This window comes from Microbacterium sp. P5_E9 (assembly GCF_054049175.1).
Window position 1 is genome coordinate 383,451 of the sequence record NZ_JBFUMV010000001.1, and the last position, 19,235, is coordinate 402,685.

Annotated in this window: 17 protein-coding genes and 1 tRNA gene; 11 read left to right on the forward strand and 7 right to left on the reverse strand. The window is 69.0% G+C overall.

Going from position 1 to position 19,235, the window contains the following annotated elements:
• Positions 1-142: 142 nt before the first annotated feature.
• The 4 genes from ACXJ3V_RS01950 to ACXJ3V_RS01965 form a co-directional block, all read right to left on the reverse strand.
• On the reverse strand, positions 143-1,561 hold the full coding sequence (locus ACXJ3V_RS01950; RefSeq protein ID WP_457098569.1) for a DUF222 domain-containing protein: 1,419 nt from the start codon (positions 1,559-1,561) through the stop codon (positions 143-145).
• A gap of 167 nt (positions 1,562-1,728) precedes the next feature.
• A complete protein-coding gene (locus ACXJ3V_RS01955; RefSeq protein WP_457098570.1) occupies positions 1,729-3,087 on the reverse strand; it encodes a hypothetical protein in 1,359 nt (452 codons plus the stop codon).
• Between the two features lie 41 nt (positions 3,088-3,128).
• Complete coding sequence (locus tag ACXJ3V_RS01960) at positions 3,129-5,102, reverse strand: CHAT domain-containing protein (protein ID WP_457098571.1); 1,974 nt, start codon at positions 5,100-5,102, stop codon at positions 3,129-3,131.
• A gap of 93 nt (positions 5,103-5,195) precedes the next feature.
• Positions 5,196-5,822, reverse strand: a complete 627-nt coding sequence (locus ACXJ3V_RS01965; RefSeq protein ID WP_457098572.1) for a hypothetical protein — start codon at positions 5,820-5,822, stop codon at positions 5,196-5,198.
• A 207-nt stretch (positions 5,823-6,029) separates the two neighbouring features.
• Between ACXJ3V_RS01965 and leuA the strand changes: the two genes are divergently transcribed.
• On the forward strand, positions 6,030-7,790 hold the full coding sequence (gene leuA, locus ACXJ3V_RS01970) for a 2-isopropylmalate synthase (protein WP_457098573.1): 1,761 nt from the start codon (positions 6,030-6,032) through the stop codon (positions 7,788-7,790).
• 27 nt (positions 7,791-7,817) lie between these two features.
• Here leuA and ACXJ3V_RS01975 read toward each other — a convergent pair whose 3' ends face one another.
• Complete coding sequence (locus tag ACXJ3V_RS01975) at positions 7,818-8,516, reverse strand: trimeric intracellular cation channel family protein (protein WP_457098574.1); 699 nt, start codon at positions 8,514-8,516, stop codon at positions 7,818-7,820.
• A 68-nt stretch (positions 8,517-8,584) separates the two neighbouring features.
• Between ACXJ3V_RS01975 and recO the strand changes: the two genes are divergently transcribed.
• The 4 genes from recO to ACXJ3V_RS01995 are packed head-to-tail and all read left to right on the forward strand — an operon-like array spanning position 8,585 to position 11,503.
• Positions 8,585-9,325 (forward strand): DNA repair protein RecO, encoded by a 741-nt coding sequence (recO, locus tag ACXJ3V_RS01980; RefSeq protein ID WP_457098575.1) that lies wholly within the window; start codon positions 8,585-8,587, stop codon positions 9,323-9,325.
• Positions 9,322-10,143 carry an isoprenyl transferase gene (locus ACXJ3V_RS01985; RefSeq protein WP_457098576.1) on the forward strand — a complete coding sequence of 274 codons (822 nt, stop codon included), beginning with the start codon at positions 9,322-9,324 and terminating at the stop codon, positions 10,141-10,143. Before recO ends, ACXJ3V_RS01985 begins: the two co-directional genes overlap by 4 nt.
• Before the next feature lie 6 nt (positions 10,144-10,149).
• A complete protein-coding gene (locus ACXJ3V_RS01990) occupies positions 10,150-10,815 on the forward strand; it encodes a hypothetical protein (RefSeq protein WP_457098577.1) in 666 nt (221 codons plus the stop codon).
• A 7-nt stretch (positions 10,816-10,822) separates the two neighbouring features.
• Positions 10,823-11,503 carry a DsbA family oxidoreductase gene (locus ACXJ3V_RS01995; RefSeq protein WP_457098578.1) on the forward strand — a complete coding sequence of 227 codons (681 nt, stop codon included), beginning with the start codon at positions 10,823-10,825 and terminating at the stop codon, positions 11,501-11,503.
• A 39-nt stretch (positions 11,504-11,542) separates the two neighbouring features.
• On the opposite strand, the gene ACXJ3V_RS02000 is transcribed toward ACXJ3V_RS01995, so the two are convergent.
• Complete coding sequence (locus tag ACXJ3V_RS02000) at positions 11,543-12,049, reverse strand: glutathione peroxidase (protein ID WP_457098579.1); 507 nt, start codon at positions 12,047-12,049, stop codon at positions 11,543-11,545.
• 59 nt (positions 12,050-12,108) lie between these two features.
• Between ACXJ3V_RS02000 and dusB the strand changes: the two genes are divergently transcribed.
• The 5 genes from dusB to ACXJ3V_RS02025 all read left to right on the forward strand — a co-directional run bounded on the left by dusB (position 12,109) and on the right by ACXJ3V_RS02025 (position 17,497).
• Positions 12,109-13,299, forward strand: a complete 1,191-nt coding sequence (gene dusB, locus ACXJ3V_RS02005) for a tRNA dihydrouridine synthase DusB (protein ID WP_457098580.1) — start codon at positions 12,109-12,111, stop codon at positions 13,297-13,299.
• Positions 13,300-13,306: 7 nt separating this feature from the next.
• A complete protein-coding gene (locus tag ACXJ3V_RS02010) occupies positions 13,307-14,680 on the forward strand; it encodes a deoxyguanosinetriphosphate triphosphohydrolase (RefSeq protein WP_457098851.1) in 1,374 nt (457 codons plus the stop codon).
• Entirely contained in the window at positions 14,680-16,533 is a 1,854-nt protein-coding gene (gene dnaG, locus ACXJ3V_RS02015; RefSeq protein WP_457098581.1) for a DNA primase, read from the forward strand. Before ACXJ3V_RS02010 ends, dnaG begins: the two co-directional genes overlap by 1 nt.
• A gap of 49 nt (positions 16,534-16,582) precedes the next feature.
• Positions 16,583-17,368 (forward strand): ATP-binding cassette domain-containing protein, encoded by a 786-nt coding sequence (locus ACXJ3V_RS02020; protein WP_457098582.1) that lies wholly within the window; start codon positions 16,583-16,585, stop codon positions 17,366-17,368.
• A 56-nt stretch (positions 17,369-17,424) separates the two neighbouring features.
• Positions 17,425-17,497, forward strand: a tRNA-Asn gene (locus ACXJ3V_RS02025).
• A 99-nt stretch (positions 17,498-17,596) separates the two neighbouring features.
• Here ACXJ3V_RS02025 and def read toward each other — a convergent pair.
• Positions 17,597-18,163, reverse strand: coding sequence for a peptide deformylase (def, locus tag ACXJ3V_RS02030; RefSeq protein ID WP_457098583.1), 567 nt, complete (start codon positions 18,161-18,163; stop codon positions 17,597-17,599).
• Positions 18,164-18,208: 45 nt separating this feature from the next.
• Between def and ACXJ3V_RS02035 the strand changes: the two genes are divergently transcribed.
• Complete coding sequence (locus tag ACXJ3V_RS02035; protein WP_457098852.1) at positions 18,209-19,231, forward strand: DMT family transporter; 1,023 nt, start codon at positions 18,209-18,211, stop codon at positions 19,229-19,231.
• Positions 19,232-19,235 lie beyond the last annotated feature (4 nt).

Sequence of the window (19,235 nt, forward strand, 5' to 3'; positions counted from 1 at the left end):
CCTTGGGCGCGTTGCCGCAGCTCGCCGGTCGTTGAGCGAGTCGCCGCAACTCCCTGGTCGTCGAACGAGTCGCAGCAGCTCCCCGGTCGTTGAGCGAGCGAAGCGAGACGAAACGCGCCAGCGAGACTCACCGGGCCTGGCATCAGTGCCGGAGGACGGCGTCCTGGAGTCGGGTCTTGGAGGTGGTGACGGGGCGCCATCGGAGGGTGGCGTCGCACCAGCTGGGGGCGCGTACTTCGGGGACGCCGTGGTTCATCCGGATCTTCCAGCCGTGCCAGTCGATGAAGCGGTGGTGGAACCAGCAGAGCAGGACGCCGTTGTCGGTGTGGGTGGGTCCGCCGTTGACGTGCTCGAGAACATGGTGGATTTCACACCAGCCGGCGGGGATGCCGCAGCCGGGGATGATGCACCCGCCGTCCCGCAACGCGATCGCCCGGCGCTGGTGCCGGTTGAAGACGCGCTCTTCGATGCCGATGCGGACGATGCGGCCGTCGTCGCGGGACGTGATTCGTTGGATGGTGCCGGCGCACCCGATGTGCAGCGCCGCCCTCATCCCGAGCGGCATATCGCAGCCCTGCGCGTGCGCGTACCCCGTGCCGCGTTGGGCGTCTTCTTCGCGGACGGACACGATCAGGGTGGGGGCGGCCCCGCCGATCGTGGGCAGCAGCCCACTGGACGCCGCGACCGACAGGGCGCTCGCGAGCGCGTCGTGCTGCTGCTGCGCCCGCGTCCGGAAGTCGCGCGGAACCACCGCGTCGTCGGGCTCCCCGTCGGTGGGGGACTCTTCGGTGAACTGGACGCCGTGGTAGGCCGGGTTGCTGTGCGCGTCGAAGATCATCTGCAGCTGCGCGGCCACCTCGGGCATGAGGTTCCCCCGGCAGGGGACGCCCCCGTCGGTGGGGGCGCCGAGCGTGAAGGAGCGTTTGTGTTCGGTCATCCGCTCCCGTGGTTCGGCACCGTCCTGATCGAGCGCGATCGACCATGCCTGCGCCTGCACCCGCAGCAGATCGGCACCCATCGGCGGCGCGCCGTCCGGACCGTCACCGCGCACTTCGGCGGCCAGTGCCGCGTCCGCCGCGAGCAGTGCCTCCCGGGAGATCCGCGACCCCGCGGACAGCAGCGGACCGGCCACCGCGACCAGCCCGTCGACTCCGACGAGCCCTTCGCACAGCGCCGCGCGCATGCCCGGGAGCGCCGGGTCGCGCAGCTCACCGGTGGTGATCGACACCTCACCGCGCACGGCCCCCGAAGCGCGACGCAACCGCGAGACCGTGGACCGGGAGCACAGCGTGGCACGCTCCACCAGCTCGCTCACATCGTGGCAGCCGAACCGCGTTGTCATCCGATCATCCCGATCACCCGAAGACGAACGCTTCTCGACCTCACCCACCGCGTCGATCAGCACCGCATCCAGCCGCCGGTCGACGCGGCTCGCGGCCGAGAGCAGAGACACCAGATCAGCCTCGTCGGCGATCCTCAAAGCGCCGCTCGTCACAGCCTCGGATACGACCTCAGCCATCATCGCGTCGAGTGCTTCGAGGCGATCGATGAGGTCTTTCATCCTTCAATTCTGCCGAAGGCCACCGACATTCCGAGCCGGATTTCCGCCTGATCAGCAGACATTTCTCGATGAATTTCGGACACTCGATCGCGAGCCCGGGTCGACCGGCTGGAACGCCTCGATCGTGCCGCGGATCCGGCATCCGCCATCGCTTGAGCCCTTGGCTTCTAGCGGTCCTCTCTCGCGTGCGACAGCGCAGCGTGCCAGCCCAGCCACACCAGCTCGCGATGGGCGAGGTCATTGTGCGCGCCCGCCGCTCCCTCCACCTTCGCGATGACGGCGCTGGCGTCGATGTTGTAGACGGTCGATGCGGCGAACTCGCCAGGCGGCCGGGCGCCCGGCTGCAGCGGAGGAAGCTCGACGGTGCCGCTCACGCCCTGGATCCCGAAGGTGCCGATCCCGCCGTACTTCGGCAGGTCGTCGCCGAGCAGGAACTGCCCGGCTACCCCCACGGCGAGCGGGTAGAACTTGCCGACCGCATAGTCCCATTTCGAACGGGTGGCGACGATCGGTCCGGACACGAACTCCGGTGTGGCGACGTCCGCGAGATAGCCGCGCCCACCGCCGATCGAATCGGGCACGTCCGCGTCGAACGCCCACAGTGACACCGCGCCCTGCACCAGGAAGAGCGAGCTCACCGGTCGCGGAGGCGGAACCGGGTTCCTGCCCGGCCCGCGCACGGCGCTGGACACGACGATGGTGCCGAAGCTGTGCCCCATGAGGTGAACGCGCGCGGGGCTTGCCGCCATGACTGCGCGCACGAGCTTCGCCCCACCCCGTTCGCCGAACTCGCGAGCCTGGTTCTTGCCGTGCCAGAACGTGAGCTGGCGCAGCGGGGTCAGCACCGCTTCGCGGAGCTTCTGGAAGAATCCCTCGCCGAGCAGCCCGTCGTCCTCCTGCTCCTTCGACGCCTGGACGAACACCTCGTCGGGATCCCACCCGCCGCCGAGCAGCGAGTCGTCGCCCTCGTTCGCTCCGGTCGCGGCGGCGATCACCCGGTAGGCGTCCGCGACATCCGTCGGTAGCTCGTCGTCGCCGGTCGCGTCTTGATCGGGGTCGAGCTCCGCGGCATAGTCCAGCACGGTCTTCAGCGCGGCGCGCATCTCGGGGGAGTCGCCGAGTGCGGCCGCGTACTCGTCGACAGCTGCATCCACGGTGACGGCATCGGGGTTGTCCGCGGGCTCGTCGCCCAGCAGTCCGGTCGGCGCGCTCTTGAGCTCACGATCGCTCCACGCCTTGCTCGGCCAGTGCACGCCGATGATGAAGGGACGGATGCTGTCACCCGCTGAGTCGGGATTCGCGGCGCCGATCCACCGGTCGTACTGGGCGATGGCGTCGTCGTAGTCGCCCTGCCAGCCGTGACTGAGGATGAAGACGTCGGTCACGTCCGCCGCCGGATCGCTGAGCGCGGCGATCGCCTGCCTGCTCGCGCTCGTCCCATCGGCATCGGGCACTTCCTCGCCGCGCTTGTCGTACGTGATGAGGAAATACTGCTGGGACGTGCCGGGGATGCGCCTCAGGGACATCGTGGACCTCTCTCTCGTGCGGCGGGACGGACGATCTGTGCTCAGCCCTGAGCGACGAGAGCCGGCGACACCACCGTGTCGGTGTCGCAGTGCACGCCGTAGAGCAGCCCGAGCGGGTTGTTGTGCTCTGCGAGGAACCGTCTGCGCAGATCGAGGACGACCTGGCCGACGGAGTTTCCGGCGAAGAGCTCATCGAAGAACGCCTTGGCCCACTCGCTCGCGAAGAGGCCCGGTGTCTTGCACTCGGTGCCGATCACACCGCGAGCGCCTTTGGCCAGGAAGTACGGGACGAAGCCGTCGTAGAACTTCGGCGTCAGCTCGCCGGACTCGCACGCATTGATGAAGACGAGGGGGTGGCTCTCGAGGATGTCCTCGATCGGCGCGAAGACCGACAGCTGACCGAGCGAGACGCTCTGCGAGCCGGTGAAGATGAGCTTCGAATCATCTGAATCCTTGGCGGATGCCTCGGCGTGGCAGTACAGGTAAATCACCTTGTCGGTCGCGCCCTTCGCGAGCGCGCTCTTGACGAGGTCATCGACCTTCGCGCCCTCGGTGAGTGTCACACCGCGGGCGCCCCAGTAGCGGCGCTGCTCCGCGACCGGCTTCGACGGCATCGACTCGTCGATGGTGTCGTTGAAGAGCGCCCGCACGCTCATCTCCGGCGCGGAGTCGATGGTCGTCGCGGGCGGCACCGCCGAGATCTCCGCCATCGGAATCTGCTCGACGACGTGTCGCATGCCGATGAAGTTCTCCCACGCCAGCGGCGTCGCGTCGAACCGCTCGGTGAGGTACATCAGCGCCCACGGCACCGGAAATCCGCTCGACACGACCTGCAGGGTGGCGGTCTCGCCGGAAAGACTCTCGCGCAGCCACTTTCCGACGCTCCTCAACTCCTGGGACGACTCAGGCCCGGCGAAGATGGACTGGAAGAGGCGGAATCCGGCGAACGCGAGCTCCTGCAGGAAGGTCGTGCCGTCCTCGGGTGTGATGTCGAGGTTCAATGCGACATCCCGCTTCTTGACGGTCTCGAGCATCACCTCGCGCACGCCCTCGATCCGGGCGGCGAGCTCGTCCGGCGTGATGCGGATGTCGATCGGGTCGGGCGAGATCGCGGTCGCGATGAGCTGGTAGCCGCCGATGGCGGGCATGAACTGCATGGTGGCCGTACGCGCTTCGAGCACCTCCGCGGCCCCGATGGGGCGACCGAAGTTCTTGATCGTCGGCTCCGCACCGGCGCCGACATCGAACGTGACTTCGAGTCGCTGCAGGAAGTTGCCCGCGACGTTGACGAGCACGCTGATCGTCGACGGCCCCTCGTGCCGCGCCGTGCACTCGAACAGCGCGCGGCCATCGGACTTGCCGTCGCGGCCCACGGTGAGGATCTGCGGGTGCGCCGGGGTGTCGAAGTCGCTGCTGACGAGGGTCACCGACAGGTCGAGGGTCTCGGCGGCGTCGGGGATTCGCAGGGTGGTGAGGGCTGCCGCCTGAGCCGCGGCGCTCTTGTCGCCGAAGAACACGGCCAGCGTGTAGGGCACGGCGACCGCAAGGGGACCTTCCCAGTCGTCCAGCTGCACGTTGAGCCACGTCTGGACGGTGTCAACCGGTACGGAGATGGTTCCGTCGTCGGCCGGTGGACCCTCGGCCGGTGCATCGGCGCCGAGGAGACTGTCGTCGGCCGGTGCCGCTCCCGGCTCCGGAGCCAGCACCCGTCCCACCTTGGCGAACGCGGCATCCATCTCCGGATCCTCGCCGGCGCCGAATCCCAGCACGCCCGCGTCGACATCTGCCTGATAGCGGGCGGCGACATCGGTCTCGGCGTCGAGAATGCGCGCGATGAGCAGCGCTTTGGCGGTGAGGTTGTCGGTCTCGTGCCAGTCGGGGTGGGCGACCGCGATGTCATACAGATCCACAACCGATTGGGGGAACAACTCGACGATGTAGGCCCGGCCGCGCGGGTTGCGGAATGCCGCTGCGAGCAGGACGACCTCGAATGCGCGAGCGTCTGTGGAACCCATGGTGCCCCTCACCAAGCTCCGCCGCATCCATCATCGGATGCTTCAGTGCTCACAGTAGTGAGGGCGCGACAGCCCTGCCAGATACGAGGTCAGCTAGCCTTCTACCTCCCGCAGCGCAGAGCGGACCACCACGGTGTCCGCGCCGAACTCGGCATCCGCGGCATCCTGCATCGTCCCGTCGTCCCAGACGACGTCGATCCACAGGTAGCCGTTCTCGACGGTGGAGGAGAGGTAGTCCGAGCCGAGCCGCTCGGGCAGCTCATCCTGAAGCTCGCGCATCGCCTCGTCGTTCGAAGCCACTCCGGGGCGACCCTCGGTGGGATCCGGCACCGGCATCGGGTCGTAGAGCGCGAGCATGATCGGCGGCTGGGTCACCGTCAGCGACTCCCCATCGTAGGTGCCCTGCACCACATATGAGCCCCACCGCGCATCCCCGGACTGCTCACTTCCGTCGACACCGTCCCACGTCCAGTCGACCAACTCGATGCCCGAGCACTGCGGCGGGTACGACTCCGCGACCGGCCCCAGGCAAAGCTCCACCGAACCGGCGATGTCCATCACCGTCCCCTGACCGACGACCTCACCCTCGGGTGGAGGAGCCGGGAGCGAGCCGAATGACGCCGGCGCAGCGGCGGGGTTCGAGGCGCATCCCGAGAGCGCGATGGCGGATGCCGCGAGCATGACTGCGGCGAAACGGCAGGGGAGCGGAGACAGGCGCATACCCACAAGTGTCGACCGGAGGTGGATCGTCTCACCCGGCTTTCGCAGGAAATGCCCGTTTCCACCCATCCCGGCCCGGGGTGTACCCTGAATCCATGCGTGCACGCTCGCTCCTCCTTAGCTGCCGCGACGAGGCCTCGATCTAGGGCCCCCCTCGTCGCGGAGCTTGTTGTCGGCCCGCTCATTTCGACGAGGAAGAAGCGACCCATGGATAACAATCAGAAGCCCTCAGGGATGCCGGTTCACAAATACCGCCCCTACCACGAGCAGTTCGCCGTAGATCTGCCCGACCGCACCTGGCCCAGCGCCCGAATCACCAAGGCGCCGCACTGGTGTGCGGTGGACCTGCGCGACGGCAACCAGGCCCTCATCGACCCGATGAGCCCCGAACGCAAGCGGGTCATGTTCGACCTGCTCGTGCGCATGGGCTACAAGGAGATCGAGGTCGGGTTCCCGAGCGCGAGCCAGACCGACTTCGACTTCGTTCGGCAGCTCATCGAAGAGGACCTCATCCCCGACGACGTCACGATCCAGGTCCTGACGCAGGCGCGCGAGCACCTGATCGAGCGCACCTACGAGTCGATCGCCGGCGCGAAGCAGGCGATCGTCCACCTGTACAACTCGACGAGCATCCTCCAGCGCGAGGTGGTGTTCCGCACCGATCGCCAGGGCATCATCGACATCGCCCTCGAGGGCGCCCGGCTGTGCCGCCAGTTCGAGAAGCGCATCCCCGAGACCAAGGTCTTCTACGAGTACTCGCCGGAGAGCTACACCGGCACCGAGCTCGAGTTCGCCCTCGATGTCTGCAACCAGGTCATCGAGATCTTCGAGCCGACCCCCGACCGCAAGGTCATCATCAACCTGCCGGCGACGGTGGAGATGGCGACCCCGAACGTCTACGCCGATTCCATCGAGTGGATGTCGCGTCGGCTGGCCCATCGCGAGAACATCCTGCTCTCCCTGCACCCGCACAACGATCGCGGCACCGCGATCGCCGCGGCGGAGCTGGGCTACATGGCCGGCGCCGATCGCATCGAGGGATGCCTGTTCGGCAACGGCGAGCGTACCGGCAATGTCGACCTGGTCGCGCTGGGCATCAACCTGCTGACCCAGGGCGTCGACCCGCAGATCGACTTCAGCGACGTCGACCAGGTCAAGCGCACCGTCGAGTACTGCAACCAGCTGCCCGTGCACGAGCGCAGCCCGTGGGCCGGCGACCTCGTGTTCACCGCCTTCAGCGGCTCGCACCAGGACGCCATCAAGAAGGGCTTCGAGGCGATGGACGCCCGCGCCGCGGCAGAGGGCGTCTCGGTCGACGAGCTCGAGTGGGCCGTGCCGTATCTGCCGATCGACCCGAAGGATCTCGGCCGTTCCTACGAAGCAGTGATCCGCGTGAACTCGCAGTCCGGCAAGGGCGGCGTCGCCTACCTGCTCAAGACCGACCACGCGATCGACCTGCCGCGGAAGCTGCAGATCGAGTTCTCCGGCGTCGTGCAGGCGAAGACGGATGCCGAGGGCGGCGAGGTCTCGAGCGACCAGATCTGGGCGATCTTCACGGACGAGTACCTGCCATCCGAGGTGCACGACGAGCGCTGGGGCCGCTTCGAGCTGCTCGCGACACGCACGCAGAGCGACATGTCCGGCGACGTCGCGCTGGAGGTCACGCTCCGCGACGGCGACGAGAGCGCGGAGGCGACGGGACACGGCAACGGACCGGTCGCCGCGTTCCTTGAGGTCGTGCGCTCGCACGGGTTCGAAGTGACCCTGTACGACTACGTCGAGCACGCGCTCAGCGCCGGTGGCGACGCGCAGGCCGCGGCCTACGTCGAACTGCAGGTCGACGGCGAGCGCCTGTGGGGCGTCGGGATCGACGGCGACATCTCCACGGCATCGCTCAAGGCGATCGTCTCCGGAGTCAACCGCGCGATCCGCACGCGCGAGCGCTCGGGAGCCCTCGCCTCCGTCTGATCCGCAGGCGCTGGGCCCGCCTCGGGCTCAGCGCCGGCGGCCGGGGCGGACGATCGGGATCGTCGAGGTCTCGACCGCGACCTTGCGACGGTAGAGCATGCGCTGCTCGGGCAGCGACAGGTCGAAGAGCACGGCCAGAAGCCGGATCACGGACGTCACGATCGCACCTACGGTTGCGGCGATGACTATCGGTGCCCCGAGCGCATGCACCACCGCGAGGACGAGGCATCCCGCCGCCGCCGCGACCGCGTACAGCGACCCGACGTGGAGGATCGCCACCGGCAGCCCCATGATGACATCGCGCAGAATGCCACCGCCCACCGCCGAGCAGACGCCCACGAACACCGCAGGCACGATCGGCATGCCGAGGGACAGCGCCTTGCTGGTGCCGAAGGCACCGAAGAGTCCGATCGCGACGGCATCCAGCGCCACGATGGCGCCGTTGAGACGCTGGAACAGGCCTGCCAGCAGCATGCCGAACAACGCGGCGGCGGTGGCGGTCACGAGATACCAGTCGCTCTGCAGCGTCGCGAGCTGTGCGTTCAGCAGCAGGTCGCGGATCAGGCCGCCGCCCATCCCCATGACGATGCCGATGATGGCGACGCCGAGCAGATCGAGCCGGCGTTCCCCCTGGAACCCGGAGGCGAACAGCGCCCCCTGAATGCCGCCGAGTCCCACGGCTACCAGGTCGGCCCAGAGCGGAATCGAGAAGAGCGGCTCGGTCACACGACCATTGTGGATGCCGACCCGCGCCGCGAGCACCGGGGCGCGCGCCCGACCGCGATAATGGATCCGTGCCCACCTACCGCGATGAGATCGTGGTCCTTCGCACCCACAAACTGGGCGAGGCGGATCGCATCGTCACGATGCTGTCGCGGTCCCACGGCAAGCTCCGCGCGGTGGCCAAGGGCGTCCGGCGCACCTCTTCGCGGTTCGGCGCCCGGCTCGAGCCCTTCATGGTCGCCGATGTGCAGCTCTACCAGGGCCGGTCGCTTGACATCGTGCAGCAGGCGGAGTCGATCGGCGCCTATGGCGCCGAGATCGCCGTGCACTACGACCGCTACACCTCGGCGAGCGCCATGGTGGAGGCCGCCGACCGCCTGAACGAGGCGGAGGCGACGCCGAACCAGTACCTGCTGCTCGTCGGCGGGCTACGGGCGCTGTCGCTCGGCGAGCATGCGTCGCGCAGCATCCTCGACTCCTACCTGCTGCGCGCGATGGCGCTCTCCGGGTGGGCGCCGTCGCTGTCGGAGTGCGCGCGGTGCGGCGCACCCGGTCCGCACGACTCCTTCGTCGCGCAGCTCGGCGGTCTGGTGTGCCGCGACTGCGCTCCCATGGGCGCTGCCCGCGTGGACGCCGAGACCGTCTCGCTCCTGCGCGCGCTCATGTCCGGCACGTGGGAAGAGGTGGACGGCGCATCGGAACATGCCACGGCCGCGGCATCCGGTCTCGTCGCCGCCTATACGCAATGGCACCTCGAGCGCGGCATCCGCTCGCTCGACCACGTCGAGTACCTCCCCTGGGTGGCGCGATGACCCCGAAGCCGTACACGCACCGCGATGCCGTGCCGTACCGCCCGATCGACTGGACCGGTCAGCAGCCCCCGGCGTTTCCGCGCGGGGGAGTGCCCGGTCACGTCGCCATCGTGATGGACGGCAACGGGCGCTGGGCCAACCGCAAGGGGCTCACGCGCATCGAGGGGCACCGGGCGGGAGAGGCGGCACTCCTCGACGTCGTCGCCGGGGCGATCCAGGCCGGGGTGAAGCACCTCTCGGTCTATGCCTTCTCGACCGAGAACTGGTCGCGCTCACCCGACGAAGTGCGCTTCCTGATGGGCTTCAACCGCGACGTGCTGCACCGGCGGCGCGACCAGCTCAACGAGTGGGGGGTGCGCATCCGCTGGGCCGGCCGCAAGCCGCGCCTGTGGGGCTCGGTGATCCGCGAACTGCAGTACGCCGAGCAGCTCACCGCGTCCAACAGCGTGCTGACCCTCACGATGTGCGTCAACTACGGCGGCCGGGTCGAGCTCGTCGACGCGGTGCGGTCGATCGCCGACGACGTCGCGTCGGGGCGGATCCGCCCCAGCGCGGTCAGCGAGAAGCTGATCCAGCGGCGCCTCTACATCCCGGACATGCCCGATGTGGACCTGTTCGTGCGGTCGAGCGGTGAGCAGCGCACCTCGAACTTTCTGCTCTGGGAGTCCGCCTATGCCGAGTTCGTCTTCCTCGACACGCTCTGGCCCGACTTCGGCCGCGTCGAGCTTTGGCGTGCGATCGAGCTCTACCTCGATCGCGATCGGCGCTTCGGCGGCGCGGTGGACCAGCCCGATCAGCCAGAGCTCCCGGCACTGTAGGCGACGATGACGCGTACCCGGACTGAGTTCGGCGCGCGGGCGCCGCGGTCGCTGCGTCTGCGACGGGAATCGTGGGGCTTCGCCCTCGGCTCACTGTGCTTCGCGGTCGGAGCCATCCCGTGGTACTTCGCGGCGGTGGGTGCCGTGTGGGGCTCGGCGACGTTCTTCGTGGGTTCGCTCCTGTTCACGTCCGCGGGGCTCATCCAGCTGTTGCTCAGCGGCCGCCGGCCGCCTCGACAGGGCGGAACGCGTGCGGATGCCGCGGACTGGTGGTCGGCGGCCGTGCAGTTCGCCGGCACCCTGCTGTTCAACCTGAGCACCGGGATCGTCCTCATCGCTGCCCTGAACCAGCCGGCCGATCCGTTCACCGGGTGGAAGCCGGATGCCTGGGGCTCGGTCGCCTTCCTCGTCTCGAGTGCCTTCGCGATGGTGGCTGCCGCCCGCCGCCACGAACTCTGGGACCGGCTCGCGCGCACCTGGGCGGGCACGTGGCTCAACATGCTCGGATCGATCCTGTTCGGCGTCTCCGCGGTCGGCGCCTTCGTCCTTCCCTCCACGGGTGATCTCGTGAGCGAGACGTGGGCGAATCTCGGCACGTTCCTGGGCGCACTCTGCTTCTTCTTCGCCGCAGTGCTCGCCCGGCGGAATATCGAACCCGACCCGCGGAGTTGAACCCGACATGACCGACCCGATCAAGATCGACGTGTGGAGCGATATCGCCTGCCCGTGGTGTTTCATAGGCAAGCGCAATCTCGAGAAGGGGCTGGCCGAGGCATCCGCCGATGACGACGCGCCGCTCGTCGAGGTGACTTACCACTCCTACGAGCTGTCTCCCGACACTCCCGTCGACTTCGAGGGCGACGAATCCGCCTACCTTGCGAACCACAAGGGCATCTCTCCTGCCCAGGCCTCGCAGATGCTCGAACGCGTGACAGGCGTCGCGGCGGAGGCCGGCCTCGAGTGCCGGTTCGATCTGCTGAAGCACACGAACACGGTCAAGGCGCACGAGCTGCTGCACTTCGCGAAGCAGAACGGACGGCAGCTCGAACTCGTCGAGCGCTTGATGTCGGCGTACTTCACCGAAGGGCGCCACCTCGGACGTGAGGACGAACTGGTCGCCCTGGCGACGGATGTCGGACTCGACGCCGACGCCGCGCGCGAGGCGCTGAGCAGCGGGCGCTTCCTCGCCGATGTGCACGCCGATCAGGCGCAGGCGCGGGCCTACGGAATCAACGGGGTGCCGTTCTTCGTGATCGACGGACAGTACGGCGTCTCCGGTGCGCAGCCGCCCGAGGCGTTCACGCAGATCACCCGCCAGGTGTGGGCGGAGCACCGCGAAAACGCGGAGTCCGCGGCCTGATCGCCGGGTTTCGCGCCCCTTCGGGGGCGCGAATCGGCGTCAGCGGGCGAGGTGCGACTCGATCAGCGAGACGATCGCCTCGTCGTCGGGCTTGATCTGCGGCGAGAACCGGTGCACGTCGCCGTCGGGCGTCAGCACGAACTTCTCGAAGTTCCACGTGATCGGTCCCGTCACACCCTCCGGATTCGGGGCCGCAGTCAGTGCCGCGTACAGCGGGGCGGCGTCGTCGCCGTTCACCTCGATCTTGTCCTGGATCGGGAAGCTCACACCCCACGTGGTCGTGCAGTACTCGACGACCTCGTCGATCGAGCCGGGCTCCTGGCCGCCGAACTGGTTGCAGGGGAACCCGAGCACGGTGAACCCGCGATCGTCGTACGCCCGCTGCAGCGCCTCCAGCTGCGCGTACTGCGGGGTCAGTCCGCACTTCGACGCCACATTCACGACGAGCAGCACCCCATCGCCGAAATCGCCCAGGGTTCGGGTCTGCCCATCGGCGGTGTGGAACGGGATGTCGCGCAGCGCGATCTTCGTGGACTCAGTCGTCATCTGTCCAGGCTAAGGCCGCATTCAGGTGCCGGTCGCCTTGGATCTGGGAGAATGGTGAAGTGACCCCTACCCTCGCCCCGTCCCGCGCTCTGCGCATCGGACCGATCGAGCTCGACGCACCCGTCGTGCTCGCGCCGATGGCGGGGATCACGAACACCGCGTTCCGCCGCCTGTGCCGCGAATACGGCGCCGGGCTGTACGTGAGCGAGATGATCACGTCCCGTGCTCTCGTGGAGCGCAACGCGACGACGATGCGCCTGATCACCCATCACGAGTCCGAGACGCCTCGGTCGATCCAGCTCTACGGCGTCGACCCGACGACGGTCGCAGAGGCCGTGCGGATCCTGGTGGCCGAAGACCGAGCCGATCACATCGATCTGAACTTCGGATGCCCCGTCCCGAAGGTGACCCGCAAGGGCGGGGGAGCGGCACTTCCCTGGAAGCGCGAGCTCTTCCGCGACATCGTCACGGGCGCCGTCCGCGCCGCGGGAGACGTGCCGCTGACCATCAAGATGCGCAAGGGCATCGACGCCGACCACCTGACCTACCTCGAAGCCGGCCGCATCGCCGAAGACGCCGGCGTCGCCGCCGTCGCCCTGCACGCCCGCACCGCGGCGGAGTTCTACTCCGGGCAGGCGGACTGGTCGGCGATCGCCAAGCTCAAAGAGACCGTGACGTCTGTGCCCGTGCTGGGCAACGGCGACATCTGGTCCGCCGAAGACGCCGTGCGCATGATGGCCGAGACCGGCTGCGACGGCGTCGTCGTCGGGCGCGGCTGCCTCGGCCGGCCGTGGCTGTTCGGCGATCTCGCCCGCGCCCTCGGCGGCCCCCGGTCGTTGAGCGAGCGAAGCGAGACGAAACGCGCCGAAGCCTCCGTCGACGCCACCCTCGGCTTCGTCGCCGCGGCATTCCGCCGTCACGCGGAGCTGCTCGTCGAATTCCTCGAAGACGAAGCCCGCGGCTGCCGCGACATCCGCAAGCACGTCGCCTGGTACTTCAAGGGCTACCCGGTCGGCGGGGAGACGCGAGCCCAGCTCGCGACGGCCTCGAGCCTCGCCGAGATCGATGAGCTGCTGGCCACGATGGAGTGGGATGCCCCGTATCCCGGCGCTGCCGCCGAGGGCCAGCGCGGTCGCGCCGGCACGCCCAAGCGTCCGGCTCTGCCCGATGGGTGGCTGGATTCGCGCGAACTCGGGGCTGAGGCATCCTGCGCGCTCGCCGAAGCGGAACTCGACCACAGTGGCGGCTGACGGCGCTGTGGTGCCCGACGGATCGGGCGCGGTGGGGGTCGCAGCGGAGCGGCCGGAGGGGTACGACGAGACGGATGCCGAGCGCTTCCATCCCGAGCGCCATCGGTCGCTGCGCGATGACTTCGCGCGGGATCGCGCCCGGGTCCTCCATTCCGCGGCACTCCGGCGGCTCGCGGCCAAGACCCAGGTGCTGAGCCCGGCGAGCCCCGCGGACTTCGCCCGCAACCGCCTCACCCACTCCCTCGAGGTGGCCCAGGTCGGCCGGGAGCTGGCGACCGCGCTGCGGCTCGCCCCCGACGTCGTCGACACCGCGTGCCTCAGCCACGATCTCGGGCACCCCCCGTTCGGGCACAACGGCGAGCGCGCGCTGAACGACTGGGCAGAGGACTTCGGAGGCTTCGAGGGCAACGCCCAGACGCTCCGGATCCTCACCCGCCTCGAGCCCAAGGTCGTCGATGACTCGGGTGCGAGCTTCGGGCTCAACCTCACCAGGGCCAGCCTCGATGCCGCCTGCAAGTACCCCTGGACCTTCGAGCACCCCCTCCCCGATGCCGGCGGCCGGCTCAAGTTCGGCGTGTACCCCGACGACGAGGCGGTGTTCCGCTGGCTGCGCGCGGGCGCGCCGGGGCGCGTCAGGTGCATCGAGGCGCAGGTCATGGACCTCTCCGACGACATCGCCTACTCCGTCCACGACTTCGAGGACGCGGTGGTCAACGGCTATCTCGACCCGACCCGGCTGGCGGATGTGGCCGAGCACGACGCTCTGCTCACCGCGATCCAGGCGTGGGTCGGGTTCGACTTCGCCCGCGACGAGCTCGCCGACGCGCTGTACCGGCTCATGCGCCTCCCGGAATGGATCGCGTCGTTCAACGGGACGCGCGCCGATCACGCCCGCCTGAAGAACCTCACCTCCGACCTCATCGGGCGCTTCGCCCGCGCGGCGACCTCGGCCACCCGTGAGGCGTATGGTCTCTCCACCCTCACCCGGTACCGCGCGCACGTCATCGTGCCGAGGGTGGTCGAGGCCGAGATGGCGGTGCTCAAGGGCATCATCGGCGCGGTCGTGGTGTCGATCGAGGGCCGCAAGGCGCTCTATAAGGAGCAGCGGCGAGTGCTGCGGCGCCTCGCCTCGGCACTCTGGGAGAAGCCGGACGCGCTCGATGCGCTGTACGCCGAGGACTTCGCTGTGGCGACGACGGATGCCGCGCGCCGCCGTGTCGTCGTCGATCAGGTCGCGAGCCTGACCGACCAGCTGGCGATCGCGTGGCATGGCCGCCTCGTCGGCGAGATCGATGCGGCGTCGATCGGCGTGTGGGCACCCGGGGCGTCGCGTCCCGGCCACCTCGCGGCATCCGCCATCGCCATCCCGGAGAGGCACTGATGGCCGGGCGCATCCGGCAGGCCGACGTCGATGAGGTGAAGGCCCGCACGAACATCGCCGACATCATCGGCGAGCGGGTCGCCCTGAAATCCGCCGGGGTCGGCGCGATGAAGGGCCTGTGTCCCTTCCACGACGAGCGCAGTCCGAGCTTCAACGTGCGCGCGCAGGCAGGCTTTTACCACTGCTTCGGCTGCGGCGAGTCCGGCGATGTGTACTCCTTCCTCCGGGCGATGGACCACGTGTCCTTCACCGAGGCCGTGGAGCGGCTGGCCGGGCGGATCGGCTACACGCTGCACTACGAGGACGGCGGGGCCGCTCCCGAGAACACCGGTCGCACGCGGCTGTACGCCGCCAACGCGGCAGCGGCGGAGTTCTTCCGGTCGCAGCTGCCGACGGCAGAGGCCGACATCGCCCGCCGCTTCCTCGGGGAGCGCGGGTTCGACGCGGGCGCTGCCGCGCATTTCGGAGTCGGCTTCGCCCCCAAGGGCTGGTCGGCGATGCTCGACGCACTCACCGTGCAGGGCTTCACCCGGGACGAGCTCATCACCAGCGGGCTCGTCTCGCAGGGCCAGCGCGGCGTCTACGACCGCTTCCGCGGTCGCGTGGTCTGGCCGATCCGCGATGTCACCGGCCAGGTGATCGGCTTCGGCGCCCGCCGCCTGTTCGATGACGACAACGGGCCGAAGTACCTCAACACCCCCGAGACGCCGCTCTACAAGAAGGCGGGGGTGCTCTACGGGCTCGACCTCGCCAAGCGCGAGATCTCCCGAAGCCATCGGGTGGTCGTGGTCGAGGGGTACACCGACGTGATGGCCTGCCACCTGGCCGGCGTCACGACCGCCATCGCCACCTGCGGCACCGCCTTCGGCTCAGATCACATCACTGCGCTCCGCCGCGTCATGGGCGACGACTCGACGGCCGGCGAAGTGGTCTTCACCTTCGATCCGGATGCCGCGGGCCAGAAGGCCGCGATCCGCGCGTTCGCCGATGCCAAGCGGTTCAACGCCCAGACCTACGTGGCGGTCGGACCCGACGGGCTCGACCCCTGCGATCTCAGGCTGCGCCGCGGCGACGGCGCGGTCCGCACCATCGTGGACGAGAAGGTGCCGATGGTGGAGTTCGTGCTCGACCAGCGCATCACGGGCTTCGACCTCGCGTCAGTGGAGGGCCGCGTCGGCGCGCTGCGGTCCGCCGCTCCGGTCGTCGCCGAGCTGCGTGACCCGCTCCTGCAGCCGGAGTACGTGCGGGTGCTTGCGCGGCGACTCGGCATGGATACGGAGGATGTCCGGCGCGAGGTCGAACGCGCCGGTCGCGGCGCGCGGCACGCTCCCGAGGCCGCCGTCGAACCTGTCGGCGACGAGTCCGACGGCGCGCCGATCGTCCGCGTGACCATGCGATCGCTGCCTCGGACGGCCGAGGTCGCGCTCGAGCGCGACGCGCTGATGGGCTTCCTGCAGTTCGGGCATCGCCTCGACCCCGAGCTGCGCCGGCAGGCGGTCGACCTGCCGTTCCGGCATCCGGCCCTCGACGCCGTCCGAAGCGCCGTCGCGGCCGCCCCCGACATGGATCGGCCCGGATGGGCGGCGGACGCCGTGGGGACCGTGCGCGAGCCGTTCCGCTCGCTGGCTGCCGAACTGCTCACCTCGGACTTCCCGGCCCGCGACGACGATCACGCCGTCGCCTCGGCCTCCGATCTCGCCCGTCGCCTCATCGCCCGGATGGTTGATCAGGAGAAGAGCGAACTGCTCGGCGCGATCCAGCGCGTTCCTCCGAACTCCGACGAAGGACGACGCATCCGGATCCGCCTGCGCGAGCTCGACGCCCAGCGGCAGCGACTCGTCCTCGACAGCTGATCGCCGCGAGTCGCTGGCGTCAGGAAGGCGCGCACGGCAGGATGAGGGCATGTCCCGCCGTCGCGATGCCGATGTCGCCATCCGCGCCGTCGACCTCAGTGTCGCGCGCACCACCCGCGCCGCGAAGGATGTGCGCGTGGTCGACGGCGTGAGCTTCACGCTTCCGCATGCCGGGGCCCTCGCGATCATGGGGCCGACCGGTGCAGGCAAGTCGAGTCTCGCCACGATCCTCTCCGGTGTCGACGCTCCTGGGTTGGCCGTCGTCGGCGGTGACGCGTATGTGCTCGGCATCCCCGTCCGCCGGCCCGGCCGGGCGCAGCGGGAGCTCACCTACCTGACCGGCTACCTCGCCCAGTCCGCCGGCGCGACCCTGCCCGCCCGGATCACGGTGGGCGATGTGATCGGCGCGCCGATCACTTCACGCGACCACCGGGTCAATCGGCAGGCGCTTGCCGTGCGAGTGGCGACGCTGCTGGACGAACTCATGCTCCCGCTCGGAGCGGTCGCCAAGTATCCCTACGAACTGAGTGCCGGGATGCGTCAGCGTGTCGCCATGGCACGGGCACTGGTGCTGCAGCCACGCCTGCTGATCGCAGACGAGCCATTCGCGAATCTCGACCCCGAAGTGCGAATCGCGACGCGCGATGCCATCCTGCGTCGTCGCGATCGTGGGATGTCGGTGGTCGCGGTGACGAACGATCCCGAGGTCGTCCGCGACCTGGCGGCCGACGTGCTGGTCCTGCGGGCCGGGCACCCCATCGCCTACGGCGGCGCAACGCACGATCTGCTGTGGACACCGAGCGCCGAGGCAGACCGTCGGCTCATCGCGTCGTGAAGTGCCGTCGGGATTTGCTAAGATAGTCGGGTTGCCTTCGCGAAGCGGGGGCGCATTCCTCCATAGCTCAATTGGCAGAGCAATCGGCTGTTAACCGATAGGTTCTTGGTTCGAGTCCAAGTGGGGGAGCGAGAAATCCGCGTCATCTGCGCGGCTCTCAAATGAAGGCCCGGGCTTCCACCCCGGGCCTTTGCCTTTTCCTGCGGCTTTTGCGTCAGGCAGCGGCGGTCACGCCTCGATGTCGTCGATCCCGGGAGTCCAGGCCTGTCCCGGCCGCCCCCAGCCGCGCTTGCGCGCGATCTTCTGCACCGTCTTCCAATCGCCGTCGCTCAGCCGGTCGACGTACAGAATGCCGTCCAGATGATCGAATTCGTGCTGCATGATGCGCGCACGCCAGCCGTCGACCTCGATCCGCACGGCCTCGCCGTCGAGGTCCGTGCCGGTGACCTGCACCGCCTCGGACCGACGCAGCGGGAACCGCTCGCCGGGGAACGACAGGCAGCCCTCCGACTCGTCGTCCGGGTCGGGGTCGCCGGGCTCGAGCGGGCGCATCCACAGTTCTGGGTTGATCAGCACCCCGCGCCATGGCCGGCCTTCGTCGTCCTGATACGAGTAGGTGTAGATGCGCAATGCCACCCCGACCTGCGGGGCGGCGAGCCCCACGCCGGGCGCGGCATCCATCGTCTCGAACATGTCGGCGACGAGGGTGCGCACCTCCTCGGTGATGTCCCCGACCGGCACCGCCGGAGCGTGCAGGACGGGGTCTCCCATGATGCGAATCGGCAGAACGGCCACGCCTTGAGCCTACCGAGGGCTCACTGCGATTAGTGTCAAAGGGTGATCTGGGCGGCCGGGGTGACCCTCAACGACATGACCGATGGCCTCATCGGCTTCTTCAAGGACCCGGCGATTCTCTTCGGCATTCCGCTCGCGCTGCTCGGCGCGGTGTTCATGTCGTTCGGTGCGCAGTATCAGCACCGGGGAGTCGCCAAGGTCGCACGACTCAGCGGCGCATCGGGGGCGACCGGCCTGAGCCTCAGTCAGCTCGGCAGCCTGTTCCGGCGGCCATCGTGGGTGTCCGGCACAGTCATGCTCGGCCTGGCTATCGGCTGTCAGCTGGCCGCTCTCGCCTTCGCCCCCCTGATCATCGTCCAGCCGATCGGCGCCGTCTCGCTGGTGATCACCACCCTGCTCAACTCGCGGGTCACCGGCGTCAAGCCGACGAAGCAGTCGATCCGGGCGATCATCGCCTGTGTCGGCGGCATCTTCATCTTCGTGACGATCGCGGCCTTCTTCGCCGTTGAGAACCCGGTCACCGTCCGCGAGCTCGTCATCATCCTGTCCCTGCTGGGTGTGGTGCTCGTCGTGCTCGCCGGACTCTGGCTGTGGCTGCGCAAGCGCGGCCAGGCGCTGTTCTACATCGTCGCGTCGGGCGTCATCTACGGTTTCGTGGCCACTCTCGCGAAGGTGGTCATCGAGCGGGTCAAGGACGGCGCGTTCGAGTGGCTCACGCTGCTCTGCCTGATCGCCCTGATCGCCGCCGTCGCGATCGGCGCTTACTTCGTGCAGACGGCCTATGCGGTCGGCCCGCCGGATCTCGTGATCGCCGGCCTCACCGTCATCGACCCGATCGTCGCGGTCGCCATCGGACTCACCGTGCTGCAGGAGGCGGCCACGGCGCCGCCGTGGGCCTTCGTCGGCTTCGCCGTCGCCGGGCTGATCGCCATCTACGGCGTGGTCACTCTGGCGAAACACCATCCGATTCTCGAGATCGAGCGGGCCGAGGACGCCGCTGAGGCCGCCGCGGCAGCCGAGGCGAGCGAAACCGGCGGCGCGTCCACCGGGGATGTCACCGACGCTTGACGCG